This is a genomic window from Allomuricauda sp. d1 (assembly GCF_039592695.1).
Taxonomy (GTDB): domain Bacteria; phylum Bacteroidota; class Bacteroidia; order Flavobacteriales; family Flavobacteriaceae; genus Flagellimonas_A.
In genome coordinates, this window is sequence record NZ_JBBUTK010000002.1 from 345,157 (window position 1) to 370,272 (window position 25,116).

Annotated in this window: 26 protein-coding genes and 1 pseudogene; 13 read left to right on the plus strand and 14 right to left on the minus strand. The window is 43.4% G+C overall.

The window, feature by feature from the left end; translation table 11 throughout:
* Nucleotides 1-5: 5 nt before the first annotated feature.
* Both AAAH86_RS08610 and AAAH86_RS08615 read right to left on the minus strand, forming a co-directional pair.
* Nucleotides 6-815: an NAD-dependent epimerase/dehydratase family protein gene (locus AAAH86_RS08610; protein ID WP_343487163.1), complete on the minus strand. Its 810-nt coding sequence runs from the start codon at nucleotides 813-815 to the stop codon at nucleotides 6-8.
* Nucleotides 808-3,090 carry a M28 family peptidase gene (locus AAAH86_RS08615; protein WP_343487164.1) on the minus strand — a complete coding sequence of 761 codons (2,283 nt, stop codon included), beginning with the start codon at nucleotides 3,088-3,090 and terminating at the stop codon, nucleotides 808-810. The genes AAAH86_RS08610 and AAAH86_RS08615 overlap by 8 nt, the downstream gene beginning before the upstream one ends.
* A gap of 118 nt (nucleotides 3,091-3,208) precedes the next feature.
* Here AAAH86_RS08615 and AAAH86_RS08620 point away from each other — a divergent pair, with 118 nt between their 5' ends.
* On the plus strand, nucleotides 3,209-3,679 hold the full coding sequence (locus tag AAAH86_RS08620; RefSeq protein ID WP_343487165.1) for a CBS domain-containing protein: 471 nt from the start codon (nucleotides 3,209-3,211) through the stop codon (nucleotides 3,677-3,679).
* A 251-nt stretch (nucleotides 3,680-3,930) separates the two neighbouring features.
* On the opposite strand, the gene AAAH86_RS08625 is transcribed toward AAAH86_RS08620, so the two are convergent.
* Both AAAH86_RS08625 and AAAH86_RS08630 read right to left on the minus strand, forming a co-directional pair.
* Nucleotides 3,931-4,284: a hypothetical protein gene (locus AAAH86_RS08625; protein ID WP_343487166.1), complete on the minus strand. Its 354-nt coding sequence runs from the start codon at nucleotides 4,282-4,284 to the stop codon at nucleotides 3,931-3,933.
* Between the two features lie 9 nt (nucleotides 4,285-4,293).
* Nucleotides 4,294-7,440 carry a glycosyl hydrolase gene (locus AAAH86_RS08630; protein WP_343487167.1) on the minus strand — a complete coding sequence of 1,049 codons (3,147 nt, stop codon included), beginning with the start codon at nucleotides 7,438-7,440 and terminating at the stop codon, nucleotides 4,294-4,296.
* A gap of 155 nt (nucleotides 7,441-7,595) precedes the next feature.
* Between AAAH86_RS08630 and AAAH86_RS08635 the strand changes: the two genes are divergently transcribed.
* Together AAAH86_RS08635 and AAAH86_RS08640 are read left to right on the plus strand one after the other, a co-directional pair.
* Nucleotides 7,596-8,345: an SDR family oxidoreductase gene (locus AAAH86_RS08635; RefSeq protein WP_343487168.1), complete on the plus strand. Its 750-nt coding sequence runs from the start codon at nucleotides 7,596-7,598 to the stop codon at nucleotides 8,343-8,345.
* Between the two features lie 34 nt (nucleotides 8,346-8,379).
* The gene (locus AAAH86_RS08640) at nucleotides 8,380-8,961 is read left to right on the plus strand and encodes a TetR/AcrR family transcriptional regulator (protein WP_343487169.1); all 582 of its coding nucleotides are present in this window, start codon (nucleotides 8,380-8,382) and stop codon (nucleotides 8,959-8,961) included.
* On the opposite strand, the gene AAAH86_RS08645 is transcribed toward AAAH86_RS08640, so the two are convergent.
* Nucleotides 8,958-9,452, minus strand: a complete 495-nt coding sequence (locus AAAH86_RS08645) for a DUF6265 family protein (protein WP_343487170.1) — start codon at nucleotides 9,450-9,452, stop codon at nucleotides 8,958-8,960. The two genes, AAAH86_RS08640 and AAAH86_RS08645, sit on opposite strands and share 4 nt — an antisense overlap.
* Before the next feature lie 71 nt (nucleotides 9,453-9,523).
* On the opposite strand from AAAH86_RS08645, the gene AAAH86_RS08650 reads away from it, so the two are divergent.
* On the plus strand, nucleotides 9,524-10,654 hold the full coding sequence (locus AAAH86_RS08650) for a glycerate kinase (protein ID WP_343487171.1): 1,131 nt from the start codon (nucleotides 9,524-9,526) through the stop codon (nucleotides 10,652-10,654).
* A 4-nt stretch (nucleotides 10,655-10,658) separates the two neighbouring features.
* Here AAAH86_RS08650 and AAAH86_RS08655 read toward each other — a convergent pair whose 3' ends face one another.
* The gene (locus AAAH86_RS08655; protein WP_343487172.1) at nucleotides 10,659-11,081 is read right to left on the minus strand and encodes a (4Fe-4S)-binding protein; all 423 of its coding nucleotides are present in this window, start codon (nucleotides 11,079-11,081) and stop codon (nucleotides 10,659-10,661) included.
* A gap of 2 nt (nucleotides 11,082-11,083) precedes the next feature.
* The gene (locus AAAH86_RS08660; RefSeq protein WP_343487173.1) at nucleotides 11,084-11,377 is read right to left on the minus strand and encodes a GNAT family N-acetyltransferase; all 294 of its coding nucleotides are present in this window, start codon (nucleotides 11,375-11,377) and stop codon (nucleotides 11,084-11,086) included.
* Between the two features lie 332 nt (nucleotides 11,378-11,709).
* On the opposite strand from AAAH86_RS08660, the gene AAAH86_RS08665 reads away from it, so the two are divergent.
* The 7 genes and pseudogenes from AAAH86_RS08665 to AAAH86_RS08695 all read left to right on the plus strand — a co-directional run bounded on the left by AAAH86_RS08665 (nucleotide 11,710) and on the right by AAAH86_RS08695 (nucleotide 14,840).
* Nucleotides 11,710-11,865 (plus strand): hypothetical protein, encoded by a 156-nt coding sequence (locus AAAH86_RS08665; RefSeq protein ID WP_343487174.1) that lies wholly within the window; start codon nucleotides 11,710-11,712, stop codon nucleotides 11,863-11,865.
* A 467-nt stretch (nucleotides 11,866-12,332) separates the two neighbouring features.
* Nucleotides 12,333-12,557: a hypothetical protein gene (locus AAAH86_RS08670; protein ID WP_343487175.1), complete on the plus strand. Its 225-nt coding sequence runs from the start codon at nucleotides 12,333-12,335 to the stop codon at nucleotides 12,555-12,557.
* Nucleotides 12,548-12,655 (plus strand): annotated as a pseudogene (locus AAAH86_RS08675) (transposase); the annotation flags it as partial. The gene AAAH86_RS08670 and the pseudogene AAAH86_RS08675, both read left to right, overlap by 10 nt.
* A 378-nt stretch (nucleotides 12,656-13,033) precedes the next feature.
* Nucleotides 13,034-13,474, plus strand: coding sequence for a hypothetical protein (locus AAAH86_RS08680; protein ID WP_343487176.1), 441 nt, complete (start codon nucleotides 13,034-13,036; stop codon nucleotides 13,472-13,474).
* A 9-nt stretch (nucleotides 13,475-13,483) separates the two neighbouring features.
* Complete coding sequence (locus AAAH86_RS08685) at nucleotides 13,484-13,609, plus strand: hypothetical protein (RefSeq protein ID WP_343487177.1); 126 nt, start codon at nucleotides 13,484-13,486, stop codon at nucleotides 13,607-13,609.
* Nucleotides 13,610-13,952: 343 nt separating this feature from the next.
* Nucleotides 13,953-14,285 carry a single-stranded DNA-binding protein gene (gene ssb / locus AAAH86_RS08690; RefSeq protein WP_343487178.1) on the plus strand — a complete coding sequence of 111 codons (333 nt, stop codon included), beginning with the start codon at nucleotides 13,953-13,955 and terminating at the stop codon, nucleotides 14,283-14,285.
* A gap of 174 nt (nucleotides 14,286-14,459) precedes the next feature.
* Entirely contained in the window at nucleotides 14,460-14,840 is a 381-nt protein-coding gene (locus AAAH86_RS08695) for a hypothetical protein (RefSeq protein ID WP_343487179.1), read from the plus strand.
* A gap of 231 nt (nucleotides 14,841-15,071) precedes the next feature.
* Here AAAH86_RS08695 and AAAH86_RS08700 read toward each other — a convergent pair whose 3' ends face one another.
* The 6 genes from AAAH86_RS08700 to AAAH86_RS08725 form a co-directional block, all read right to left on the minus strand.
* Nucleotides 15,072-15,593: a ferritin gene (locus AAAH86_RS08700; RefSeq protein ID WP_343487180.1), complete on the minus strand. Its 522-nt coding sequence runs from the start codon at nucleotides 15,591-15,593 to the stop codon at nucleotides 15,072-15,074.
* 51 nt (nucleotides 15,594-15,644) lie between these two features.
* Nucleotides 15,645-16,487, minus strand: coding sequence for a phosphatase PAP2 family protein (locus AAAH86_RS08705; RefSeq protein WP_343487181.1), 843 nt, complete (start codon nucleotides 16,485-16,487; stop codon nucleotides 15,645-15,647).
* 27 nt (nucleotides 16,488-16,514) lie between these two features.
* Nucleotides 16,515-17,417: a histone deacetylase gene (locus AAAH86_RS08710; protein ID WP_343487182.1), complete on the minus strand. Its 903-nt coding sequence runs from the start codon at nucleotides 17,415-17,417 to the stop codon at nucleotides 16,515-16,517.
* Complete coding sequence (metG, locus tag AAAH86_RS08715) at nucleotides 17,417-19,486, minus strand: methionine--tRNA ligase (RefSeq protein ID WP_343487184.1); 2,070 nt, start codon at nucleotides 19,484-19,486, stop codon at nucleotides 17,417-17,419. The genes AAAH86_RS08710 and metG overlap by 1 nt, the downstream gene beginning before the upstream one ends.
* Nucleotides 19,487-19,631: 145 nt before the next feature.
* Nucleotides 19,632-21,341 (minus strand): DUF1501 domain-containing protein, encoded by a 1,710-nt coding sequence (locus AAAH86_RS08720; RefSeq protein ID WP_343487185.1) that lies wholly within the window; start codon nucleotides 21,339-21,341, stop codon nucleotides 19,632-19,634.
* Nucleotides 21,342-21,351: 10 nt separating this feature from the next.
* Nucleotides 21,352-22,854 (minus strand): DUF1800 domain-containing protein, encoded by a 1,503-nt coding sequence (locus AAAH86_RS08725; protein ID WP_343487186.1) that lies wholly within the window; start codon nucleotides 22,852-22,854, stop codon nucleotides 21,352-21,354.
* Nucleotides 22,855-23,023: 169 nt separating this feature from the next.
* Here AAAH86_RS08725 and AAAH86_RS08730 point away from each other — a divergent pair, with 169 nt between their 5' ends.
* Complete coding sequence (locus tag AAAH86_RS08730) at nucleotides 23,024-23,383, plus strand: YraN family protein (protein ID WP_343487187.1); 360 nt, start codon at nucleotides 23,024-23,026, stop codon at nucleotides 23,381-23,383.
* Between the two features lie 54 nt (nucleotides 23,384-23,437).
* Nucleotides 23,438-24,097, plus strand: coding sequence for an aspartate kinase (locus tag AAAH86_RS08735; protein ID WP_343487188.1), 660 nt, complete (start codon nucleotides 23,438-23,440; stop codon nucleotides 24,095-24,097).
* A gap of 182 nt (nucleotides 24,098-24,279) precedes the next feature.
* Here AAAH86_RS08735 and AAAH86_RS08740 read toward each other — a convergent pair whose 3' ends face one another.
* Complete coding sequence (locus AAAH86_RS08740) at nucleotides 24,280-25,086, minus strand: helix-turn-helix domain-containing protein (RefSeq protein WP_343487189.1); 807 nt, start codon at nucleotides 25,084-25,086, stop codon at nucleotides 24,280-24,282.
* Nucleotides 25,087-25,116 lie beyond the last annotated feature (30 nt).

A 25,116-nucleotide genomic window follows, 5' to 3' on the forward strand; every position in this document is an offset into this window, starting at 1 on the left:
GTGTATCAAGAGACAATTGAGGTATAGAACATATAATTTTTATTCAGAAAATTCTTACTAATTATACATTTTTTTCCATTTTTAACCTCAGAAGTAGTGTATTTTATATTTGGGAGATTTCTCTTTTTTGCCTCTTTTATGTAATACGCTCTTTTCGTGGGGTGGTATGGATAGACCCCATTAAAGATCTCTTCCCAATAGTTGTTTTCGATTATGGCGACAATCATGTGTATGCAATCATCAAGATGTATCAGATTGACCAATTCGTCTCCGTTTTTTAAGCGTTCTTTTTTGGCCAAATGATACACGGGATGTCTTTCTGGGCCAATAAGACCACCAAAACGGACCACTGCTGTAGAAAAATCCGTTTGGTCAAAAAACAATTGTTCGGAAGCCAAAAGTTGCTTTCCCGATTCTGTTTCGGGCTCGGGTTTTGTTTCTTCGGTAATTTCTCCTTCTTGATTGCCGTATACTGAAGTGCTACTGACGAAAAGAACGTGTTGAATCTTATGATTCTTCATTTCGCTGTTAAGCAATTCCATCTTTTTGACATAATCTGAGTTGGGATTGCTTCGTAGCGCAGGCGGAACGTTAATCACCAGCACATCGATTTCGGACAAGAATCCGTTTACATCACCCTCAATGCCATCTTCTGATAGTTTGACCAAAAAGGGAGAGATGCCATGAGACCGTAACCGCTCCAATTTTTCGGCGGATGTTGTCGTACCGCTTACATGATGACCCAGTTCTAAAAGTTTTTGGGCAAGGGGAAGGCCCAACCACCCACAGCCTAGAATACCAATGGACTTATTCAAAGGTCAAGGTTTTGACGGTCATTATCGCATCGTTGAGCACGAAGGGCATCGGAATGCTGTTCACCGGCCGATTGGGAACCCTAAATTTTGTGTTATGGAGCAAATCATGTGATGATTCGTGAAAGCTGAGCTTCAATTGCTGTTCTTTTGGAATTTTTATCGCTATTTGGGTTCCGCTATTGTCAGAAATATAGTGGGTCACCAATCTATTGCTACGCCTATTCTTCAGGTAGTGTTCAGAAAGTGGCACTTCGTTCACGCTACAGCCCAAAACAGTGATGTCGTTGGTGAAAACCTCAAGCCGGTTGACATCCCTTTGGGGAGTGACGTTGATATCAATATGTCTTTCTTGACCGATAACGGTATCGTTGGTCGCTTCTACTAAAGGGGTGGCAACTTTTCTGATGGGTACTTCAGCGGTATACGAAAATCCAGTACTGTACTTGCTGCTCAATACAGGAAATTTCTTTGAATTTGAAGGCGCAATGTTTTCTGTCTGCAAAAACTCTGAATTCCATCCGATCAACCGTTTATCATACGTCGCCCAAATGGCTTGTTCATTGTCTTCGTCATATACATAAAGTAAGCTGCTGGGCTTAGGTCTTTTTTCGTTGAAGCCTGAACTGAGATGCGATGCAATACCAAATATCGCCATGAGCAACAAAAAGAGAATGCCAAAACGTGCTTTGTGTTTTAATTCTGCCATCAATGGCAATGCCAAAGCAAACAACAAAGTCGTCATGATTGATGTTGCCACGAGCATTTTGAGTCCGAGACCCACAGGAAACATCTTTAAGAACGGAGCGATCATAAATACCGCTGGTACCGCCAAAAAAGCCAACAAATAAGGATTTGGTTCCTTTTGGTTGACATGCACCAAGAGACCTGCAATCAAACCAAACACGGGCACGATAAAGAAGCTGGCACCTTTTAGATATACATTGGCCAATGCACAGATCAACAGCCAAATGATAATAGGGGCAATCAATAAATTTTCAGTCGCTGTTTTCTTGACTTTATGGTACGTCAAAAAACAGATGCCGAGCGACATGAAAACGATGACATAAATGTAAAAATGGCCATTGTAGGTGAAACCGTGCAGCATATCATTGAAGCCTGGGTACCACCATTTCAATATGGGCCAGCTTACATAACCTAGAAATCCATTGACCAGTAGCGCAACGATAAACGGTACAAATCCCAAAAGCACCGATTTGACGTTCAACGTTCCTTTTTTGAAGCCAATGACCATAAAGACAATGAACAGTACGACTGCCAATAAAAAAAGCGGCCATATCCATTCGAAGGGATAGGATATCATCCTGAAAAATGGCATGTTGAAATACACATGGTCGTTAGGACTTTTTAGGTCAGAAATGTCTTCTTGGCTGAAATGGTTCAACAAGGGCATCAAATAGCTTCCTTGGTGCAACAGTGAATTTCTATCCAAGCGTTGATAAGTATCCAAAGCGGTATGGTAATCGTAATGGTCATCGATGAAAGCAAAATTGAATCCGTCGATATCACCATCCTCCCTAAATACAGTGAGATCGGTATCATTGGGGAGCATTTTGTAAATGCTATAGGCCAGAGAATTTGCGACTGGGTACTTGGGATTTGCCGCTACGAATTCTTTCAACAACTTGGCATTGCCCCGATTGGTTTCGATGAGCATATAGCTCGGGCCACCACTGCCCCTCGCCTCAAAATTCAAAACCAGGCCCACATCTTTCGCCCAAGGATGGTTGTTCACAAACAAGTCTGCACCGTTCAGGCCCAATTCTTCGGCATCGGAAATCAGGATGATAATATCATTTTTCGGTATTTTTTTACTGGATAAAAAAGCCCGGACGCCTTCTAAGATTGTCGCAACACCACTGCCGGCGTCGCTGGCACCAAACGATGAATGCGGACTACTGTCGTAGTGCGACAATAAAAGAAGTGCCTTTCCTTGACCCGTACCGTTGATTCGGGCCAGAATATTGGTGGCCTTACTGAGGTTGGCCCAATCACCTGCGGTGTAGCCCGATTGAATACTGGTTTCAAGCCCCAACTTTTTCAGTTCTGACAGAATGTATTGTCGTACCGTTTCGTGGGCCTCGAAACCAACGGCGTGTGGTTCTCTTGAGATATTCTTGACATGAACAAGGGCCCTATCTGCCGAGAATTCGGTTGATGTGGTATCTTCTGTGGGATATTGTGGCATCAATGCCCTGTAGCTCAGATATGCGGCCAAAAAGAGAAGAAAAAATGCCAATGTGCGAGAAAACGTCATTCGGTAGTTGTTGTTGGTTGATTATAAAATTAAGAATGCTGCCCTTTAAAATCGGTAAAAACTTAAATATTTCACAAAAAATCACTAACTTTATTAATCAACCTTAAACCAAAATACCATGGCAATTAAGAGTTTTCAAGGACGGAGAGCGAAGGATGAAACCAAAAAAGGCCATAACGCGCCTATTCTGGTCGAGGATTATATGACGAAGAAGCTGGTGACCTTTTCACCCGACCAATCCATTTTAGAAGTGATGGAAGCCTTTGCGAAACACCATATCTCTGGTGGCCCGGTAATGGATGACAATGGCTTTTTGGTGGGCATCATCTCAGAGGCGGATTGCATGAAGACCATCTCAGAAAGCCGCTATTTCAACCAACCAATTTTGGATAAAAGCGTGGAGCGTTTCATGACCAAAAATGTAGAGACCATACCCCATGATATGAGCATCTTTGATGCGGCAGGTGTCTTTGACCGTCACAACCGCAGAAGATTGCCCGTGATGAAAGACGGCATTTTGGTGGGCCAGATCAGCAGAAAAGACGTAGTCATCGCTGCATTGAAAATGAGCGGTGCCAATTGGAAATAGAAAAGCCCCTCCCAACCCTCCCCTCAAGGGAGGGCTTATAAATTTTCTCATGACATTTCCGTACAAAACACATTTATTATAGTTCCCCTCTTAAGTTTAAGAGGGGTGGTTTCCTGCTTTTTGCAGGGAAGCGGGGAGTTTTGCCAATATTTTCAAAACCCTCTGTCCTGACTGAAAATGTCAGGACACCTCTCCCTTTGTCTAAAGGAAGGAGCAAAAAATTCCCCAGTGGGGGAGCTAGAAGGGGCCTTTTACTCCCGCTTCACAATCATATAATAATCATTGTCCAACGGCAGGTAGCCCAAATCATAGACAAAATAATAGGTCGTGCCCTTTTTCGTGGTGTAGAGGTTGGTGATGTACTCAAAATCAAAACCTTTGTCCATCAATCGGGTCTTGGTCGTACGGGTCTTTCCGTCTTTGAGATTGAAGCTGTCTAAAATCCGGTAATTCTTTCGCAAGCGATTATTGATATTGCGCACCAGATTTTTACTGTCTTTGTTCAGCTTGTTGTTGTAGGCGTTGCGGCAGTAATCGGAACAGAATTTTTTGTCTACCCGACCCTTGATTTCAGTTTCACATTCCAAACACGTTCGTTCTGCCATCACTTCTAGCTACTCTTTTAGAATCAATGCGGGTAACTCTAGGGCTGCGTAGAGTTTGTTGAACGCCTCCATCTCGGTATTGACTAGGGCCTCTTTTTCATTTTCATAGATTTGCCAGGCCGCCAAGAGGTCTTGTAAACGTTCTTTTGCCCCTTCGGTGACTTTGGGTTCAGCAACATCGACAAAGCTCTTAAGATGCATAAAATCTGCATTCAGTTGATTGTGAAAGTTGATGACATCTTGAAAGGTCTTTTGCTTGGGTTGGATGAGGTGCTCTTCCCAGGTAGTAATTCGTTTGGTCAAACTATCCCCTTTGGCCACAAGCTCCTTGGCGGCCTCGTTATCCTTTAGCAACTTTTTATAGGATTTCAATTGGTTTTTTGCGGAACGCATCTGGTTCACCGCATTGTGCATTGCTTTCAGCGTATTTCCAATTTGGTTCAAAACAGATTGCTGTTCAGCGTATTCCTCTGGTGAGGCCTTAATTTTCGGATTTGCCAAAACGTTGGCCGTAGTTTCCACGGTCTCACCTTCTGAACTGAGCCGCAAGGTATAGGTGCCCGGAGCTACCCTTGCTCCTTGATAATTCCCAAAGACAAACACTCTATCTATAGCCGGAATGGCCTCTTTCCTGAAATCCCACGTAAAGCGGTTGTAGCCTTTTTTGCTTGGCAGTACCTGAGGCTTTGGTGGGCCACCCGGCCATGTCTTAAAATCTTTTGGCTTTTGGTTGGTATAGGTGCGAATGACGTTTCCGCCTTGAAGCACTTCCAATTTGAGTTCGGTGGAATCCAGTTTTTGGGGTAGGTAGTAATCAATGGTAACCCCAGATTTCGGATTTTCCCCCAAACCGGGTACAGGTTTCTCAGGGCTTCCCCCAAAGATGCGATAGCTGTCTTTTGGGGTTGCCATTTTAAGCTGCTCTTGGGTATCATAGCTGTTTTGAATGGCTCCCACATCATCCAAAATCCAAAACGAACGTCCGGCCGTGGCAATGACCAAATCATTGTCTTGAATGGTGATGTCATTGATTGGAACAACGGGCAGGTTCAATTGGAACTTCTGCCAGTGCTGACCATCATCCAAAGAAACATACAGCCCGGTTTCGGTTCCGGCATACAGCAGCCCTTTCTTCTTTTTGTCTTCCCGAACAACGCGCACAAAAGTGTGCTTGTCGGTGATGCCATTGGTCATCTTCGTCCATGTTTCACCGTAGTTCGATGTTTTGAACACATACGGTTTTAAGTCCATGGATTTATAGCGCATCACGGCGATATAGGCGGTTGCTGGGTCATGGGGTGATACTTCGATGCTGTTGATGATGCCGTTGCCGATATTAGGTGGGGTAATATTGGTCCAATTGGCTCCGCCGTCTTTGGTAATATGCACCAAACCATCATCACTGCCTGCATAGAGCACTCCCTTTTCGTGGGGCGACTCTACCAAATACATCAACGTATTGTAGTTTTCGCCACCTGCAGCTTCATTGGTGTACGGCCCACCGCCAGGACCTTGCTTGTCTTCTTCGTTTCTTGTCAAATCAGGACTCACCACTTCCCAACTATGGCCACCATCCGTAGTCTTAAAAACCACGTTGCCCGCGTGGTAAATGGTGTTTCGGTCATGGGGGGAGCTGATTATCGGAGCATTCCAGTTGTAACGGTATTTAAAATCCTTCGGAACCTTGCCAAGACCCAACTCTGGATATGCTTTTATTGGTTTTCCCTCTCGGGAAGCTTTCAGCCATTTTTCGATAATGCCTTGGTAGCACCCTCCATAGACCACTTCAGGGTTGTCAGGGTCAAAGGCAAGATAGGCACTTTCGCAACCTGCGACCGAATACCAATCTTTCCAATCGATACCCGCATCATTGGTACGACTGGCAATGGCAATGGCCGAATTATCCTGTTGACCGCCATACACATTGTAAGGAACCAAGTTGTCGGTAATGACACGGTAAAACTGTGAAGTGGCCTGGTTTTGTTGGGTGCTCCAACTCTTTCCACCATTATTTGAAACATTGGCACCGCCATCATTGGAGTTGATCATAATCTGATTGTTATGAGGATGAATCCATAAATGGTGATTGTCGCCATGGGGAGTGGGCAGGGGCTTAAACGATTTACCACCGTCGATGGATTTTGTGACCGGCGCATTGAGCACGTAAACCACGTTTTCATCCTGCGGGTCGGCAAAAATCTCCATGTAGTACCACGAGCGGGCTATGTTGATGCGGTCTTTATTGATTTGTTTCCATTTTTTTCCGGCGTCATCGCTTCGATAGACCCCTCCTTTTTCATCTTCCGCTTCAATCACGGCAAACACGAGTTCAGGATTCGCTCTTGAAACTGAGATGCCCGCCTTGCCAAATGCCGCCGGAAGTCCTTCCTTGAGTTGCTTCCATGTAGTACCACCATCGGTTGATTTGTAGATGCCCGAGGAAGGTCCACCGGATTCCATTTTCCACGGATAGCGTTGGTGTTGCCACATTGCCGCGTACAGAATTAGCGGATTGTTCATATCCATCGATAAAGAGGAAGTACCAGTGGTTGAATCAACGAAAAGCACACGCTCCCAGTTTGAACCCCCGTCCATTGAACGATAAACACCCCGCTGTTCAGAAGGGCCATACTGCGCCCCCTGTGCCGAAACAAAGATAATATCAGGATTTGTCGGATGGATGATGACATCTGAAATATGTCGGGTCTCATCCAGACCGATAGGCTTCCAGGTCTTGCCCGCATCCGTGGATTTATAGACCCCATCACCCATGGAAGTCATCACGCCGCGTGCAGCATGCTCGCCCATGCCAGCAATAACGATATTCGGATTGCTTTCCGATACGGCGATAGCGCCCACAGTACCTGTTTTTAATTGGCCGTCTGAAATATTCTTCCAAGTCATGCCGTCATCAACCGTTTTCCAGATGCCACCTCCTGTAGTGCCCATATAATAGGTCATGGGTTGCCCGACAACGCCTGTAGAAGCCACACTTCGACCTCCACGAAAGGGACCGATATTTCGCCATTTCAATCCAGAATACAGCGAATCGTCCAAAACAATGGAAGGACCCGTATCCTTTTTCTTCTTGCGCTGGGCAGCAGCTAGTAACGGAACTAGGGCAAAAACAAGCAGCAGTACTTTAAGCGTTCTCATTCGGTCGGTTTTGATGGAGAAAGATACGAAACAGCGATAATACTTTTAAAATGGTGTTAAAACTAAAATTTTATTTGGAACGTTCGTTCTATTATTGATATGTTTGTATCGGAATGATTGTTCCAAAAAAAATGTAAATATCAAAAATTAAAATCATGAAAAAATTAGAAGGAAAAGTAGCTATAATAACAGGAGCTACCAGTGGCATGGGCCTTGAAACTGCCAAACTTTTTTTAAACGAAGGGGCCAAGGTAGTATTGACCGGTAGAAGCCAAGAAAAATTGGATGCATTAACATCTGAACTTTCAGGAGACTATCTTTTGGTGAAGGCCGAAGCCTCAAATATATCAGACAGCGAAAAACTTATCGGCGAAGTCGTGGCCACTTTTGGTAAAATCGATGTGCTGTTTCTCAACGCAGGTATCTTTAGGTTAGAGACCATCGATTCGCTGTCTGAAGAAATTTATGACGAGGTACACGACATCAATGTACGCGGACCACTTTTTACGGTAAAGGCGGCGTACGAGCAACTTAATGAGGGAGCCAGCATCATCTTCAACACTTCAGTGGTGAACATCAAGGGTTTCGGTGGTATGGCGGCCTATGCCTCTAGCAAAGCCGCGTTGCGATCGTTGACCAGAACGTTGGCCGCAGAGTTTGGTCCCAAGCAAATTCGTGTCAATGCCATTGCCCCTGGCCCTATCGACACCCCAATTTATAGCAAGCACAATGTGCCACAAGAGAATATTGACGAAATGGCTTCCAATTTTCCATCATTGGTAAGTTTGGGTCGCTTCGGAAAAGCTGATGAAGTCGCGACAACGGCATTGTTTCTTGCCTCATCGGATAGCAGCTATATTACGGGTGCCGAGATTCCCGTTGATGGCGGATTCGCACAGGTATAATTTTTTTAAATAAATTTGGAACAATTATTCCAGTATGCCGCGAACCAAACAGTTTGATGAAAAAGAAGTATTGAACAAGGCCATGGAACTCTTTTGGGAAAGGGGGTTCCATGCCACTTCAATGCAAGACCTGGTTACCCATTTGGGTATCAACAGGGCAAGTCTCTATGATACGTTTGGGAGCAAGGATGCGCTTTTCGAACAGGCTTTTGCGTTGTATCGTTCAACGGGTCGACAAATGCTTCATCGCTTTTTCGTGGAAAAGCATCCCGTTAAAGATAATTTCAAAAAACTTCTTGATGTTGCTATAGACGAGGCCATAAATGACCCCGCCAAAAAAGGATGTTTTGTGGTCAATGTGACTACTGAAATGGTACCGGGCAATGATAGGTTGCATCAAGTGCTCCTTGAAAACAAACACTATGTGGAAACATTTTTTAGAGAACAGATTCAGAAAGGCATTGCCAAAGGTGAAATAGGGAATCATGTGAATCCAAATAGTACTGCAGAAGCAATTTTTACTTTTTACAGTGGCCTTCGGGTGGTTGCGAAGGTAGAACCTGATGTTGAAAAACTTCAAAAAATGGTTCGGGTCGTGCTCTCGATTTTAGATTAATTCCGTACCCTCTCATATTTAAACAACACCTCTTCTTCTTTTCCTTTATCACCGACTAGTACATAGACGTTGATAGCGTCTTTACTGAGCTTCTCCATGGTAAAGCCTTCAAAGAAAACTTTGTTCTCTTGCAGCTTCACCAATTTGAAATCTACGGTTTCATCCTTGGTTTCCCATCCTTTTAAGTCTCCGCTGAAATGTTTTAGCTGTAAGATGAGTGAATTGTCCACTTCACGTATATGGCCAACTTCATAGAAAGAGACTTTGCCATCGTGGAGCAACCGAAATACGAACATCATCGACTCGCCCAATGGCGGACTCCAAATCTCCTCGGCAATGCCTCCAAAGGCTTCACCTTTCCAATGGCCGGCAATCCATGCGACATCTTCCAATGAAGCTATCGGTGATGCTTGCCCTTTGTTTAATTGCTGGGTTTTCTGGGCACTTGACAGGGAAATGCCAAAAATCAATAGGAGGAATGGTAATTTCATAATTGTATTGTTTCTAGAATGACGATTAAAAACGATATATTGAGACAACATCAGCATAATTATTTTAAGATATGAAATTCGTCGTCGCACCCGACAAGTTCAAGGGCTCGTTGAGCGGGCATGAATTCTGCACAACGGTTGCCAAAGAATTGCATGAGGCTTTTCCCGAGGCGGAAATACTTCAAATTCCCCTGGCCGATGGGGGTGATGGCACCATCGAAGTGGTTCAACAACATTTGAACGCCAAAGCGGTTACGATAACCGTGAATGATCCTCTCTTCAGAAAGGTCTCTGCCACCTGCCTTTTTTCCGAATCCAAGAAAATGGCATTTATCGAGATGTCCGAGGCCTCTGGTCACCGTCTATTAGAACCTAATGAGTTGAACTGTATGCAAACGACAACTCTGGGCACGGGTGAACTTATTGCTGATGCAATTCAAAGAGGCGCTGTCGAAATTTTTCTGGGAATAGGGGGAAGCGCCACCAACGACGGTGGTATGGGTGCGGCACAGGCGCTGGGCTATTCTTTTTTGGATGCGGATGGAAAAGTACTCCGACCCATCGGGAAGCATCTCGGTGATGTCGCTAAAATTGTTCCTCCCAAAGAAAATATATTGGACTCCATCAATTTTAAGGTTGCCTGTGATGTCGACAATCCCTTTTACGGCGAACATGGGGCAGCCAAGGTGTACGCAGCACAAAAAGGGGCCTCAAAAGAGGAAATCGAACTCTTGGATGGCGGTCTAATGCACTTTGCAGAAATCATCAATTCGCAACTGGAGATAGATATACAGCAAATTCCAGGTGCGGGTGCAGCTGGCGGACTCGGCGGTGGGGCAGTGGCCTTTCTCAATGCCGAACTGGTCTCGGGCATTGATCTCATCAAAGAGATTGCCGATTTTGATGCCAAAATCAAAGGAGCCGATTGGGTCATTACAGGCGAAGGTAAACTGGATTCCCAAACCCTATCGGGCAAGACGATTGGGGGCATACTGGCCTCAGCAAAAAAAGAAAACATTCCCGTGGCTGCATTATGTGGATTAGTAGAATTGTCCCAATCCGAAGCTAAAGAAATAGGCCTGGCCTATGTGGTTTCTGTGAGTGAAGGCATGCCCAACCTACAAGAGGCGATGAAAAGGGCCGAAGAGAATTTGACGAAAGCCACCCAAGATTTTTGTAGGTTCTTAAAAACCAAATCTTAAAGGCTTACCCCTTAAAATCAGTCTCTTTATGGGTGCCGTCACAATAGGGCTTGTTGTTAGAGGTCCCACAACGGCAAAAAGCCGTCGACCTCTTTTTGGTCTCGACCGTGCCGTCGGCCAAGGTCACTTTCAAATTGCCGCTTACCAAAAGCGGTCCATTTTCAATGATGTTGCATTCAGTAATTTGTGTTGTTGACATGGTTGTTTCTCCTTTGGTTTTATAGGTCAATGCGCCGGAGGGACATTTCTCTATTTGCGATTTTAGTGCTTCTACAGAGGCGTTTTCGGGTTTGATCCATGGTTTTCCTTTGGGGTCGTACACTTCGGGCAAGGTCCGCCAACAGATTTCAGAATGGATGCATTTTTTGGGCTTCCAAACGACAGCAAAATCTCCTTTTTCATATTCTTTGACGATTTCCCTTTCCATAGCTATGCTATATTGATACCTTTTAAGACCAATGCTTTGTATTCAGGATGCCGTTTGATAAAAAGTGCCACAAAAGGGCAGAGGGGCACAAGGGTGAGGTCTTTCTTCTTCACATCATCCAATGCCTGTTTGACCAGTGCGGTGCCGATTCCTTTTCCCTCCAAACCTTTGGGTATTTCGGTATGGGTCAGATAGATTTTATCCTTGGTTTTGATATACTCGATTCTAGGGGTTTGCCCTTCAATATGAAATTCATATTGTTTGGCCTCTTCGTTGTCGATTAGTTGATGATTCATCCCTTTGCACTAAGAATTTACTAAAGTTAGTTAAAAAGAATAGAACTGTAGGTTCTGATTTTCGGCAACTATATACAAAATGGGACAAGATAAATTATACAACATTTTCTTCTCATTATACATTCAATCTTTAGAATGAATACAAATACTGTTTATCCCCTTGCATTTTATCGATAGACCCCCGTCGGGATCAGGGCCAGCAAAAATCACTTGCGAAGTCGGATTTCAACGATCCGTGTTAAAAACTTTGGATAGGTTATGGCAAAACACCCTTTTCATTCCCTATTACTTCGCCTAGATTTACATTATAAATCAATTGTAAAACTACTACCATGGCAAGCAACAAAACAATCAAGACCCTAAGATTAAATTCGGATGCGGTAAAAAGAATAGAGGAAATGGCAAAGAGCAACAACAGAACATTCAATAATATGGTAGAAACGATAATGCTGAAATTCGAACCAAAGCATTATACGGGACTGTTTTAAAGAAAAAAGGACACTCTGCGAAAGTGTCCTTTTTAGGATTAGGAAAGTCCTAATCGTCATTGTTTAACTTAAATAACATCAGTTATGAGACGTTCCACCAGAACTTCAACCAAAACTGTACGTGTTAGGGTCAGAACTCAAAGAGGCACCAAGAGTGTCCCTGTGAAGGTCAAGACCCGAACCACAACCTACACGTGGTAGGCGCAGTTCTCCAAGCAAAACAATAGTTTTTGCTTTGTGACCAAAAAAAGGGGGGCGAAGGCAGTCTCATTAGCTGTTCCTAGCTGAGGCTTAGCATGTTTCAACCCAGTTTTTCACCCAGTGTTACTACACTGGGTTTTTTATGCACCAAACATAAGGTTTAGAAAATAAACAATCAAAATTTACAACTGGTAAATTTCAACATATATATTAACATTTACCATATTTTAACTATATATGCATTTATTTACCAATCAATAACTTTTTTGAATAAAGTAATATCTAAGTTATTCGTAGCCATTAGGTACGACGACAGAAAGGTGGTGTACTTTGACACCAACCTGAAGTCGTTTATAGATGGATGTCATGCAAAGGCCAACATTTCTGGATTGAAAGGGCTTAGCTATTACCAATACACATTTAGAAACCAAGAGACCATTCACCACGTAGATAGTTTCGGTAAAATGTTCTACCTGCAAAAAGTATTCTAAAGCGTGGCATCTATGGTATTTACCACCAAGTGAGCGATAAGCATATCAGCCGATATTTGGATGAATTTGCAGCTAGGTTCAATACCCGTGATTTGACCCCACAGGCTAGGTTTGATGGATTTTTAGAAGATTCCGAAAGCGTACTCAGTTATAATTCATTGATTAGCAAATAGTTGATGTTAACATGTTAATTGTTGGAACTTGTTGAACTAGGACTTGATCGGTTCCAACAATTTTTGTAACTTCCGCTTGTGGGTTTATTTTTTTGATAAATTTGCGCCCTTTTTAACACAAACAATGGCCGAGGACACAACACAAAACACCAATCCCCAAATCATAATTAAAGCAATCAATATCGAAACAGACGAGATTATTTGTCAAGGGGAAAAAGGAGAGGAAGTGATAAGATTGGCTAATGAATCTGGAGAAAATTATATCTTGGACTTTGAATCTGATCCAAGCTATAATTTTCTATTTTGACCAACAGAGTATACCGAAACAAACACACTTACCCACTAACAAGAGAAAAAGGCAGACAAAAGCCTAGAATACCGATTAGAATACGAAATTTTAGTACAGGTGAGTTTCTAATAGCAAATGCTCTAGTAGATACTGGTTCGGATAGTTGTGTCTTTCCAAATTACATAACAAAGGCTCTTGGATATGAACTAAATGAGGGGGATAAAAAGCATATTGGAATAAAAGGAATTTCAGAAATAGAACTGGATTGTTATGTTCATGGATTCAAAATTGATATACTAGATAGCCATAAATTAAGAACGCTTGTATCTATTGACACAGTAGCATATACAGTTGAATCTGATAACATAACACCTTTATTGGGCACTTATAGGCTTTTGGATTTTTTCAAAATTGAAATTGATTACAATAATGATACGATAACTTTAAATTGGTAAATTTATTCAATGGTCAAGAAGAAAAAAGAAAAGAACCCCCGTGCCAAAGAGTACGAAAAGAAGCTGAAAATTGACGGTACGCTTGACGACGTTCTGAAGGTCTCAGTACCCAAGAAAAAGAAAAAAGAGCGATAACTAGCCAATGTTGGTAGAATTGTAAAAGTACCGCAACGGTCATTGAAAAGGGGATAGGGCTTTGCGCTCTGGTCTTTTGAATCAGTGAAGGGCTAACCAAGATTACCGATTCCCGAAAAAAATTACTTTACGGTAAATCCCACAAAAATCATTTCATCCTGTCCCATTTGGTATATAGGTGCCTGTTTTTTTGGGAATTAAATCAATTTCAAACGACTACAAACGTTTACAAACGAAAATAAATACTTCCCGACCGAATCTTTTTTGATGGCCGTTCTATGTTTGCCCTGTCGTTGAATGAACAGCGATAGTATTAACTGTTTAACCCATAAAATTTAATGTTATGAACGCGCTTAAAAACAAAGTACAGTTGATTGGTAACTTGGGGCAAGACCCAGAAATCGTGAATTTGGATAATGGCAGCAAACTGGCCAAATTTTCCATCGCCACCAGCGAAAGCTATAAAAATGCTGAGGGGCAAAAGGTGGAAGACACCCAATGGCACAATGTGGTGGCTTGGGGCAAAACGGCCGAGATTGTAGAAAATTATCTTACAAAAGGCAAACAGGTTGCCGTTGAAGGGAAACTGACCCACCGCTCGTATGAGACAAAGACTGGAGAAAAACGCTACATCACCGAAGTACGTTGCAATGAGTTGTTGATGTTGGGCAAGTAATTTTTTCTCACAGAACGATAAAAAGGGGCAGTTCGCCCCTTTTCTTTTTATACCTCATTTTTTAACGATAATTTATATGGTGATAGTGCAACATATAAAGACCTTTTGCGTCTAATTTTATGAGCGTCGATAATGAGAGTCAACCATTGCCATATTATTGTTTTCTTGCTGTGTATGCCAGCTGTAATACACGGGCAACAATTTGATGGAAAGAAGTTGGGTTTCTATACTGAATTGGCTTTTAAAGATGCAGTCTATGAGCATTCATTTCAGTTAAATACTATTGAAGATGAGCTTGATTATTGGAAAGACCAGTATAGGTTTGAACAATCTTTAAAAGAAAAGGATGCCTGGGCCTATCAAGTATACTTGAATGGCAAACAAAAAGCATACAATGAACATAGGGGCGATTGTTCCGACGCATGCCAGCACAGTGATTTCTATTTTCGAAAGGCTTCGTATTATGCTATTCATGGCGCTGAACAGCTCAGTGAAGAAATGGTTTTTTCTAGGGTTGTCAATAAACCATCGTCGCTTATAAGAAATCCGCAATAAAAAGCCTAAGCGACTTTCTTCAACAAATCAAAGCACGGGCAACGTTTACAGCGCTTGTGTTCACCTTTTTGATACTTATCGCAGCACTTTGTTTTGCACTTACCGGGATTTAACTCCTTTAGACGTGCTTTCTGAAGTTTCTTGGCTTTCTTCTTTTTGCCCATGATTTACAAAACTCGATGAGCAAAAATAGTTATTTTAAATTAATCTAAATAAAGTAGTTTTCAACACTTATTCACCAAGGTTGCCTGATGCGGCACTTTCAACACTGATTTGCTGTATATCACGGTCAAAGAGATAAAGACCGCCCTTGTCATTGCCAATAAGGTTGATTTTGTCCAATATGGTGCGGGCAAGTGCTTCCTCTTCAATTTGCTCGGCCACATACCACTGTAGAAAATTATGGGTGGCGTAATCTTTTTCTTCTAAAGTGATATGCACCAAATCATTGATACTGTTCGATACGAAAATTTCATGGTCATACAGTTTTTGGAACATTTTCTGAAAGGTGCCAAAATCGGTTTCGGGTGCTTTCAACTGTGAAATTTTAGCGTGGCCCCCACGCTCGTTCACGTATTTGACCAATTTGAGCATGTGCATGCGTTCTTCGTCGGAGTGTCCGTACATAAAGCCCGCGATGCCTTCAAGACCTTTCACTTCGGCCCATGAGGCCATTGATAGGTATACTTGTGAAGATTCTGCCTCTATTTTGATTTGGTCGTTAAGTGCCTTTTCTACTTTTTTGGATAACATGATTGCCTTTTTTACAAAATTACAAAATGGTAACGGTGTTTCACGGTGCTTTCAGAATTGTATTGCCACCCCCAAACGATTGGCACCGAAGGTAAGGTTCCAACTGACATTTTTTGATTGGTCGTTGTATTTTTCATTGTACTTTCTATCAAGATAGCGGTCAATCGACTCTACAATAAAGATGCTGAGTACCGTGCTGAAGGCAACATCTGAAATCCAGTGAAAACGGTCAACAACCCGCACCAAACCCGGAATTGAACCTACCGTATACAGTCCGGCCCTTATCCACGGACTTTTAAATTGTTTTGCGATGGCATAAGCATTGCTGAACGCCAACATGGCATGCCCTGAAGGAAAAGAGTCATAGTTGAATACCCTGTTGAAGCCAAAAGAAGGGTCAAAAGTGAACGAGCTTTCGCCGCTCCTGGGCCTAGCCCTGCCGATAATACGCTTGCTGACCTGTTGTAGAAATCCGCCTGCGGTGGCAGATGAAATCAACAAAACACCCGTACGGCGCAATTTTTCATTTTTGGTAAAGAGTCCGGTGAGGTAGACACCCCCGGTCAACAAATAATTGTTGTTCGGATTTCCGTACTTGTTGCCATAATCCTTAATGCCACGGGGTATATTGGGGCGAAATCCGTTTGCCCAACCTTCAAACTCATCGTCAATGGTGAACAGCAGTGCGGTGCCAGCGGTCAGATACCCAAATGCTGCCCAATCGTTTCCTTGCCAATGCAACGGTCGGGTATAGGCGTACCCCATTCCACCAAAAACGTTGCCCATATCATAGGTAAAATCATTCCAAAGCGTTTTCTTTTGAAACGACACCACCTCTTGAGCGTTGGCAAATATCATAGGGAGAAACAAAAAAGCCGTAAGCAAAGCTCTCATAAAGTCTACTGTTAATCTTGGGTAAAGCTAGAAATAAATCTCTTGCGCCAAACGAAAGGTGTTCGCATGGGCCTCAACAATGATTTTGATATCTTTTGAATAGCCACCACCCATACTGCACTGAACGGGAATGTTAAGATTTTTACAGGTTTCAAGCACAAAGCGATCTCGCGCCGCACAACCTTTCAGGGTCATTCCCAAAGTTCCGAGTTTGTCAGATTCCAATACATCGACCCCACAAAGGTAGAATACAAAATCAGGCTCGGTTTGCTCAATGAGTTTAGGAAGTGTTTCTTTTAGGATGGATAAATATGTGGCGTCATCTGTATTTTTTTCCAACGGAATATCTAAATCCGATTGTTCTTTTTTGAAGGGATAATTGCCGCGGCCGTGCATCGAAAACGTAAAGACTGAAGCATCATCTTGAAAGATTTCTGCCGTGCCATTGCCTTGGTGTACATCCAAATCGACAATCAAAATTTTCTTCGCCAAACTTTTCGATTGTAAATACCGTGCCCCAATAGCCTGATCGTTGAGCATACAAAAAGCCTCCCCTCGATTGCTGTACGCATGATGGGTGCCTCCGGCAATGTTCATGGCAATACCGTATTGTAACGCAAATTCACAACCTTTTATAGTACCATCCGCAATGATACGTTCACGTTGCACCAACTCTTTTGATAAGGGAAACCCGATTTTTCGTTGTTCGCTGGGCTTAAGATTAAGGTTGACCAGATTTTGATAATAACCGGCATCGTGCACATTCAAAATATGACCATCATCCGGTAGTAAGGGCTCAAAAAAGTTTTCATTGATGCAAGTGCCCTCATGCAACAACTGTTCTGGCAAAAGTTCGTATTTCACCATCGGAAAGCGATGGCCTTCAGGCAAGGGGTGCCTGTAGATGGGGTGGTAGGCGACTTTGAGCATTAGCTAATTAGGCTACCACTTTTGACGTCTTGTTCATCCGGATTCACAAACACCAACTTACCTTCGCCGTTCTCAGCCATCAAAATCATACCCTGACTTTCTACCCCACGCAATTTTCTAGGGGCCAAGTTCACTAAAACGGTCACCTGCTTGCCGACAATCTCTTCAGGTTTGAAACTTTCGGCAATACCGGAAACAATGGTTCGGGTATCGAGCCCAGTATCTACCTTCAGCACCAACAATTTATCTGCTTTTGGCATTTTTTCAGCCTTGACTATAGTGCCCACCCGCATATCAAGCTTTGAAAAATCGTCAAAGGTGATGGTCTCTTTTTGTGGTTCAATGTTGCTATTCATTTGTTGGTTTGATTTTTTGGTGGCCTCCAGTTTGGCCAGTTGTGCTTCGATTTCCTGGTCTTCAATTTTACGAAAGAGCAGTTCACTTTTATTGATTTGATGGCCAGCGGGGAGCAGTGTTTCTGTATGGGACATGGTGCTCCAATTTAGAGATTCCTCACCTTCGTTCGGAATGACACTCAGGATATGCTTTAGTTTCTCAGATGTGAATGGCAAAAAGGGTTCGCTCAAAACCGCAAGCCCCACAGCAATTTGAAGGGCGACGAACATGATTGTCTTGGTTCGCTCTTCGTCGGTTTTGATAAGTTTCCAAGGTTCTTCGTCGGCCAGATATTTGTTGCCCAAGCGTGCCAAATTCATCAACTCTTGGCTGGCTTCACGAAATCGGAACCTATCCAATGAACCGGATATTTTTTCAGGATATTTTCGCAATGCCTCCAGAGTTTCTCTATCGACTTCTGTAAATTCCGAAGGTTCAGGAACGACCCCATCGTAGTATTTCTGGGTAAGAACGGTAACCCTATTGATGAAGTTGCCAAATATCGCAACCAATTCATTGTTGTTACGGGCCTGAAAATCCTTCCACGTAAAATCATTGTCCTTGGTTTCGGGGGCATTGGCCGTCAAGGCGTAGCGCAGTACATCTTGCATATCATGAAACTCCTGTAAATACTCATGCAGCCAAACCGCCCAATTTTTTGAAGTACTAAGTTTGTTGCCCTCCAGATTCAAAAATTCATTGGCGGGCACGTTTTCGGGCAATATAAAATCGCCATGGGCCTTTAACATGCTGGGAAAGATGATGCAGTGGAAAACGATGTTATCCTTGCCTATAAAATGATAGAGCTTGGTGTCTTTGTCCTTCCAGTAGGGTTCCCAATCTTTGCCCTCACGCTCGGCCCATTCTTTGGTCGAAGAGATATAACCGATGGGGGCATCGAACCAAACATAGAGTACCTTGCCTTCCGCACCCTTAACGGGAACGGGAATACCCCAATCGAGGTCTCGGGTCACGGCCCGGGGCTTGAGTCCGTCATCAATCCATGATTTGCATTGCCCGTAAACGTTGGGCTTCCAATCCGATTTGTGGCTTTCAAGGATCCAATCCTTAAGAAAACCTTCGTAACGGTCCAATGGCAGAAACCAATGTCTTGTTTTTTTGAGGGTCGGAATAGCTCCTGTAATCGTAGATTTCGGATTGATGAGGTCTGTCGCATTCAACGATGTGCCACAGTTCTCACACTGATCGCCATAGGCCTCTTCATAACTGCAATTTGGGCAAGTGCCTATGACGAATCGGTCAGCCAGAAACTGTTCGGCCTCTTCATCATAGAGTTGCTCGGTGACTTCCTCAATAAAATCATCTTGCCCGTACAATTTTTTAAAAAAATCGGATGCGGTTTTGTGGTGCACCTGTGCAGAGGTGCGTGAATAATTGTCAAATGAGATACCAAAATCTACAAATGATTTTTTGATGATGCCGTGGTACTTATCGATGATTTCTTTTGGGGAAACGCCTTCTTTTTTGGCCTTCATGGGTATGGCCACACCATGTTCGTCACTTCCACAGATAAAAGCGACATCATTGCCCGTCAATCGAAGATAGCGCGCATAGATATCAGCAGGCACGTACACCCCGGCCAAGTGCCCAATATGTATGGGTCCGTTGGTATAGGGCAATGCAGCTGTTAGGGTATATCTTTGTTGGGCCATTTAATTTAGATGTAAATTAGGCTCAAAAATAGACATTTTACCAACAGTTGAAATACATTCATAAAGAGAGGAACCCTCGTAACCGTGTAACCCAAATTGGGGTGGGGGATACACTATCTGAGGGTTCCAAGAATGTAAGACAAGCTTACATGATCATGACCGACTTGCTCATCTTTTGGTCGCCGACCTGTATTCGGTAGATGTATTTTCCGGTAGAAAGGCTTCCGCGCATGCGTTCTCTAATGTTGATTTCCGCAGAGCCTTCCAACATCATTTCATTGAATACAGTTCCTACATTTTGACCTAAAATGTTATAGAGCTGAATGTCAACATGGGCCGCAAAGGGCATCTCAAGATAGATGTGCGGATTGTTGTCTGTTGGATAGTAGGGTTTATGAACTATGGCATTCTCCAATTCAGGATTCATGCCATCTGGGTCACTCGGTGGTGTGTCGGGCAGGTTAGGTGGGTCGTCACTATATACGATGTCTGGAAAGTCGACTCCGCTACAATTGAAACCAAGATTTACCGGCGCATACGGATGGTCCAATAAATGTTGCTCGACCTTGGCAATGGGTACACAAAGCCATTCTGCAAGTACCGTGGCATAAAGATCCCTAAAATCCATGGTATATTCCAAATTTCCGCGACCGTTAGGCGCATCCAACGAAGGATGATCGCCAACAAAGGCACTGCCATTAAGACCTGATCCGAAGAACAGGGTGGGTGCCGCCTTACCATGATCGGTACCATTGGAACCGTTCTCGAAAATTCTACGACCGAATTCAGAGAAGGTCATGCTCAATACTTGGCCGTCTTGGTCTGTAAAACCTAAATCTTCATAGAAATTGTTCACGGCAATAGAGAGGTTAGACATCAACCGCTCATGGGCCAAGGGCTGGTTGCCATGGGTGTCAAACCCACCCATCGAAATCATATAGACCTTGGTGCCCAGGTTACCTTTGATCAATCGTGCCAATAGGGCCAATTGACGGGCAAACCCATTTTCTTGGTATTCAACCTGGTTTTGGCCACGTAGATAGGCTTCATGTATCTTGCCGGCGTATTCGTAGGTCGTGTTTGCCACACCTCGTAAGAAGCGCAACTGGTCACCATACATACAGCTATCGAAAAGGCTATTGTCTAAATCATAGAAGAAGCCTGTCTCTGCAATTTCTTCCAATTGGTCGATGTTGTTGGTAACAAAGGCATAGTTTGTTTCCTCACCTTGGAACACCAAGTTGGAAATACTTCCGATTTGGATGGCTGCTGGTGATTCAGGTGGATTGATCAAGTAATCGGGGAAACAATCTTCAAAGTGTCGTCCCATCCAACCTGTATTCAATCCATCAAAACCAGTGGTGGTCAAATCGGTATTGGCATAAATGTCAGACCCCGTAAAGTGGGAAAGACTTTGATTTTCGTAACCAACACCATGTACCGCCTTAAACTGACCTTCGCCCCACATGGGTTCTAAAGAGTTCATGTACGTAGGTACGCCAAAGTCATCGGTCAGCTTCAATATTTTACTCTCTGGAATATAAATATTGGGCCGGGCGTTGGCATAGGTATCGTATTGTTGGATTGGAATAACGGTACTCAATCCGTCATTACCTCCGTTCAAGCGTATCAAAACCAAAATATTATCGGTTTCGGCATCGGCAATGGCAGAGGTCAAAGCTGATGGAGCTGATGCAGAGAGCATGTTATGGCCGAGCATCATCGAGCCTGAGCCAAAGATGCCCAGTGCCTGCACAAATGAGCGGCGGCTCCAGTTCTTATGTTCTAAATCGTGGCCATCGTTTTCGATGCCCTTGTGTGGCTCTATATCGTGATTGTGGTGTGTATCGCACATGGTAGTAGGATTATTTTAGTTGAAACTCGGGTTCTCTTGACAAATGACGTAGTAAAACGTAGACTTGTGTGGGCACTTCCATGCTCACGGCAAGCATCCATAGACTCAATCCACCGTCAATGTAGTCGGGCGAATAGTAATTTTCAGGTACATCATCAATTTTGAAAGCATCCATGGCGTTTTCAAAATCTTGATCTGTCAATAATCCTTTCGGAGTGAATTTGTTGACCAAAGCGCGCACCACCGTTTCTGGATTACTGGTGTTGCTATCCGCAGCTCCGACAGCGTCCATGGCCAAGGTTCTGAACTGCTCAGGATTTGCCTGAAAGAACTGTTCCAAGAAAACCTCCATGGTCAACCATCGGCCTATAATAAAATTGGTGTTGATCCATTGGCGGTCACGTTGCCATCCGGCCACGTCGACTGGATCGAACAGTTCTTGACCAATCAATCGACACGCATCTACAGCATTGATGACCGTACCATCGTCATACGTGAAATTTGTCTCCTTTATAAAATTGAGATACAAATCAAACGGACTTTTTATAATGACTCCAATAGCCGTTTCATCAAAAAAGTGCTCGCTCTTGAACAATTGTGACAGTACAGGTGCCAATTCAAAATTGTTGGCCATAAAGGTAGCTGCCATTCCTGAAATAATAGGTTGAGCTTCTGCAGCATCAGAATCAGGATGCACGAAGAATTCATATAATTTCTTAGAAATGAATCCGGCTATTTCATTGGGTCTTTGGGTGAACAGAATATCAATGGTATCATCATACCCCCAATTACCGGTCTGCCCCATAATGGTTTTGGCATCAGCATCATACTGCTCTGGGTCGAAAGTAATCTTTGTACAACCCACATCTCCTCGGTTCACATAACCGGTCAAGGCACGGGAAGTCTCAATGATGTCTTCTTCGGTGTAGCCATTTCCATCTCCCAGAGTGAAAAGCTCATACAATTCACGGGCATAATTTTCATTGGGCCTGTTCCTGTTGTTGAAGGCACCATCAAGATACCGTAGCATGGCACTTGTCAAGCCTATCTCGCTGACAAATGTCCTGAAATTGCCAATGGCATTGCGCTGAAGGCAGTTGATGTATTCATATAGAAAAGAGGCACAATCATAAACATCCAACTCTGTGACAAAATGGTTGCTCCAGAAAAAGCTCAAACGATCTCTGAGATTGTTGTTTAAGAGAGCGTTTCCATAGGTTATCCTAAATTCATCAAGCTGCTGTCGTCTGAGCTGGCGTGCAGCATCGTCATCAGCAGGATAATTGGCGTCAGTCCAATCGGCCCATACAGGAGGGGCAATCGGGGCCATGTTCACGGCCTGATTGACCAATTGGTCAACTAAGGCATCTGCAGACTGTCCTACAGCTGCATCGATTGTTTGTACGGAAGCGCTGAACCCCAGTCGACGATACAGGTGCTGTACCCTGGTTTCGTCTAAGGGAGTTGTGTACGGCGCTAAGGTTGCAGTGTTGCAATTAACGAAGTATTCCATAGCAAAGTTTGGCGTTGTTAAACATATAGTTTTTGGGGCTAACTATGTGTTTTTGTAAGGTGGTCAAGGTCTTATTGCGGTTTAAATGTACAATCTAAACGCAGTTTTTGCGCCTAACTACCAAACTTTTCGATGAACTGCATACATTTTTTTCTATTTTTCATTTGAAATGGGAAAACACAACGAATTTGGAAAGCTTGGGGAACAGCTGGCCGTTGATCATTTAATCAATAAGGGGTATAGGATTCGTTATCGCAATTATCGCTATCTAAAAGCGGAAATCGACATCATCGCACAAAAGGGAAAAACATTGGCAGTTGTAGAGGTACGCGCCCGCAGCAATGATCAAATTATACCCATCGCCGATACCATTACCCCAAAAAAGATAAAACTACTGGTCATGGCCGCCGACCATTATGTTACCGAAGAAGATTTGGATTTGGAGGTTCGCTTTGATGTGGTCACCATTCTCAAGAACAGCAAAATCTTCAAGATTGAGCATTTAGAGGATGCGTTCTACCATTTTTAACCATTTGTTTTATTTGTAACAACATGTTATTTTTGTTTCAAATCTAACTTAGGAATGAGAACCATTTCCGCTGTTGTTGAGCACTACATTAAAAAGAAACCATTCTTGCAGAGTGCCTTGGCCCAAGGTATCATCAACTTGACGTCGTTGTCACGAATCGTAAAACCAGAGATAGAAGAAGAGTTGGGCAAAGAGGTACGCAATGGTGCCATTGTCATGGCCTTGAAGCGACTGTCTGACGATTTGGAATTCCGTGCAACACACAAAATAGTCAAGGTTCTGAAAAATATTGGCGAGATTACCGTTCGATCTAATCTATCAGATTATACCTTTTTGTCTTCTGAGACGATTTTGGCCCAGCAGGCCAAATTATTGGAAGCGGTCAACCAAAACCAAGATATTTTCTATACCTCGTCCCGTGGGGTCAACGAAATCAATATTGTGGTGAGCAACACCTTAGACCATACGGTCGAAGAACTCTTTAAAAATGAACGTTGTACCCAAAAAGCTGATAATCTATCTTCGGTGACGGTCAAGCTTCCTTCAGAAAATGTTTCCGTTCCCGGCATCTACTATTTTATATTTCAACGCTTGGCCTGGGAAGGTATCGTGCTCTACGAGGTCATCTCGACCACTAATGAGTTTACCGTTTTGGTCAATGACGACCAAGTTGATGTGGCTTTTAAGACGATTAAGGATTTAAAAACTTTATAACTGTCCCCTCCTTGGAGGGGTGTCCCGACAGTATCGTCGGGACGGGGTGGGTTTTTATGATTCAACCCCTTGCATCTGCTGACGCTTCCACTTCGACTGCGCTCAGTGTGACAGCTCAGCATCCACCTTTACTACCATGGCTTAGAATTGCACAAGAGGGAAGAAGCTATTTATTGATATAACTACAGCCGTTCTTTCACCATGGCACTGACCTTGTAGAGAAATAGTACTTCCAAGATTATGGCTGGTAGAATCAAAATCCACCCCACTAAGGAAAGCACAACGGTCAACAATAGAAAGGATGCCAAAATCTCCATACCACCAGCAAAAAAGTTCAGGGGCCTCATTTGCTGAGGAGATTTCAGAATGGAAATCCCAAAGAGAATCCCCAAGGTGCCCCAACTCACGGCTTCTGCAAGAATCACAGCCTCAAAAGACAAAAAGTCATTGAAAAAGGAGACAATGTCAAATAGGTAGAAAACCACACAACCGATCAGCAAGAGTACCGAGGCAATCTTCATCAAATAGTTTTTGAGCAGTTTTCCTGAAATGAGAAATCCGTAGACCATCATGGCATAGAAAACCATGGAGAAAATTTTGAGCAGTACCGAGCCTGTGGTGCCAAAAACCAGTTCCTCCTCATAAAATCGAAAGTAATCGATTACACCCTCCAGTGAACTGGTAATCAAATACAGAATGCCCGAGACCATGGCCATTGTCAATAAGATATGCACCGACTTGGCTTCTTGCCTTGAGACATTTAGGGTGAAACCTGGACCTTGGCCTTCTGTTTCGTGAATCGATTCATAGTCTTCGTCAAGTGCGGATAAAATGGTCTTTATGGTATAGCTTCTCGGGGTCACTTCGCCGTTCTCGATACGCTGTAATGTGCGTACATTGATGTTGCACAATTCGACAAGCTCTTCTTGGGTAAGCCCTTTTTGCTTTCGCAGGGCCTCTATTTTGAGTCCGAGTTCTGGTTGTTTCATGATGCGTGTTTTTGTATTCATGGCAATGTT

Excerpts from the sequence above, each read along its gene's own strand:
- AAAH86_RS08615 (WP_343487164.1), bottom strand. The coding sequence starts at position 3,090 with ATGACGTTTTCTCGCACATTGGCATTTTTTCTTCTCTTTTTGGCCGCA.
- AAAH86_RS08620 (WP_343487165.1), top strand. The coding sequence starts at position 3,209 with ATGGCAATTAAGAGTTTTCAAGGACGGAGAGCGAAGGATGAAACCAAA.
- AAAH86_RS08625 (WP_343487166.1), bottom strand. The coding sequence starts at position 4,284 with ATGGCAGAACGAACGTGTTTGGAATGTGAAACTGAAATCAAGGGTCGG.
- AAAH86_RS08630 (WP_343487167.1), bottom strand. The coding sequence starts at position 7,440 with ATGAGAACGCTTAAAGTACTGCTGCTTGTTTTTGCCCTAGTTCCGTTA.
- AAAH86_RS08635 (WP_343487168.1), top strand. The coding sequence starts at position 7,596 with ATGAAAAAATTAGAAGGAAAAGTAGCTATAATAACAGGAGCTACCAGT.
- AAAH86_RS08640 (WP_343487169.1), top strand. The coding sequence starts at position 8,380 with ATGCCGCGAACCAAACAGTTTGATGAAAAAGAAGTATTGAACAAGGCC.
- AAAH86_RS08645 (WP_343487170.1), bottom strand. The coding sequence starts at position 9,452 with ATGAAATTACCATTCCTCCTATTGATTTTTGGCATTTCCCTGTCAAGT.
- AAAH86_RS08650 (WP_343487171.1), top strand. The coding sequence starts at position 9,524 with ATGAAATTCGTCGTCGCACCCGACAAGTTCAAGGGCTCGTTGAGCGGG.
- AAAH86_RS08655 (WP_343487172.1), bottom strand. The coding sequence starts at position 11,081 with ATGGAAAGGGAAATCGTCAAAGAATATGAAAAAGGAGATTTTGCTGTC.
- AAAH86_RS08660 (WP_343487173.1), bottom strand. The coding sequence starts at position 11,377 with ATGAATCATCAACTAATCGACAACGAAGAGGCCAAACAATATGAATTT.
- AAAH86_RS08665 (WP_343487174.1), top strand. The coding sequence starts at position 11,710 with ATGGCAAGCAACAAAACAATCAAGACCCTAAGATTAAATTCGGATGCG.
- AAAH86_RS08685 (WP_343487177.1), top strand. The coding sequence starts at position 13,484 with ATGGTCAAGAAGAAAAAAGAAAAGAACCCCCGTGCCAAAGAGTACGAA.
- ssb (WP_343487178.1), top strand. The coding sequence starts at position 13,953 with ATGAACGCGCTTAAAAACAAAGTACAGTTGATTGGTAACTTGGGGCAA.
- AAAH86_RS08695 (WP_343487179.1), top strand. The coding sequence starts at position 14,460 with ATGCCAGCTGTAATACACGGGCAACAATTTGATGGAAAGAAGTTGGGT.
- AAAH86_RS08700 (WP_343487180.1), bottom strand. The coding sequence starts at position 15,593 with ATGTTATCCAAAAAAGTAGAAAAGGCACTTAACGACCAAATCAAAATA.
- AAAH86_RS08705 (WP_343487181.1), bottom strand. The coding sequence starts at position 16,487 with ATGAGAGCTTTGCTTACGGCTTTTTTGTTTCTCCCTATGATATTTGCC.
- AAAH86_RS08710 (WP_343487182.1), bottom strand. The coding sequence starts at position 17,417 with ATGCTCAAAGTCGCCTACCACCCCATCTACAGGCACCCCTTGCCTGAA.
- metG (WP_343487184.1), bottom strand. The coding sequence starts at position 19,486 with ATGGCCCAACAAAGATATACCCTAACAGCTGCATTGCCCTATACCAAC.
- AAAH86_RS08720 (WP_343487185.1), bottom strand. The coding sequence starts at position 21,341 with ATGTGCGATACACACCACAATCACGATATAGAGCCACACAAGGGCATC.
- AAAH86_RS08725 (WP_343487186.1), bottom strand. The coding sequence starts at position 22,854 with ATGGAATACTTCGTTAATTGCAACACTGCAACCTTAGCGCCGTACACA.
- AAAH86_RS08730 (WP_343487187.1), top strand. The coding sequence starts at position 23,024 with ATGGGAAAACACAACGAATTTGGAAAGCTTGGGGAACAGCTGGCCGTT.
- AAAH86_RS08735 (WP_343487188.1), top strand. The coding sequence starts at position 23,438 with ATGAGAACCATTTCCGCTGTTGTTGAGCACTACATTAAAAAGAAACCA.
- AAAH86_RS08740 (WP_343487189.1), bottom strand. The coding sequence starts at position 25,086 with ATGAAACAACCAGAACTCGGACTCAAAATAGAGGCCCTGCGAAAGCAA.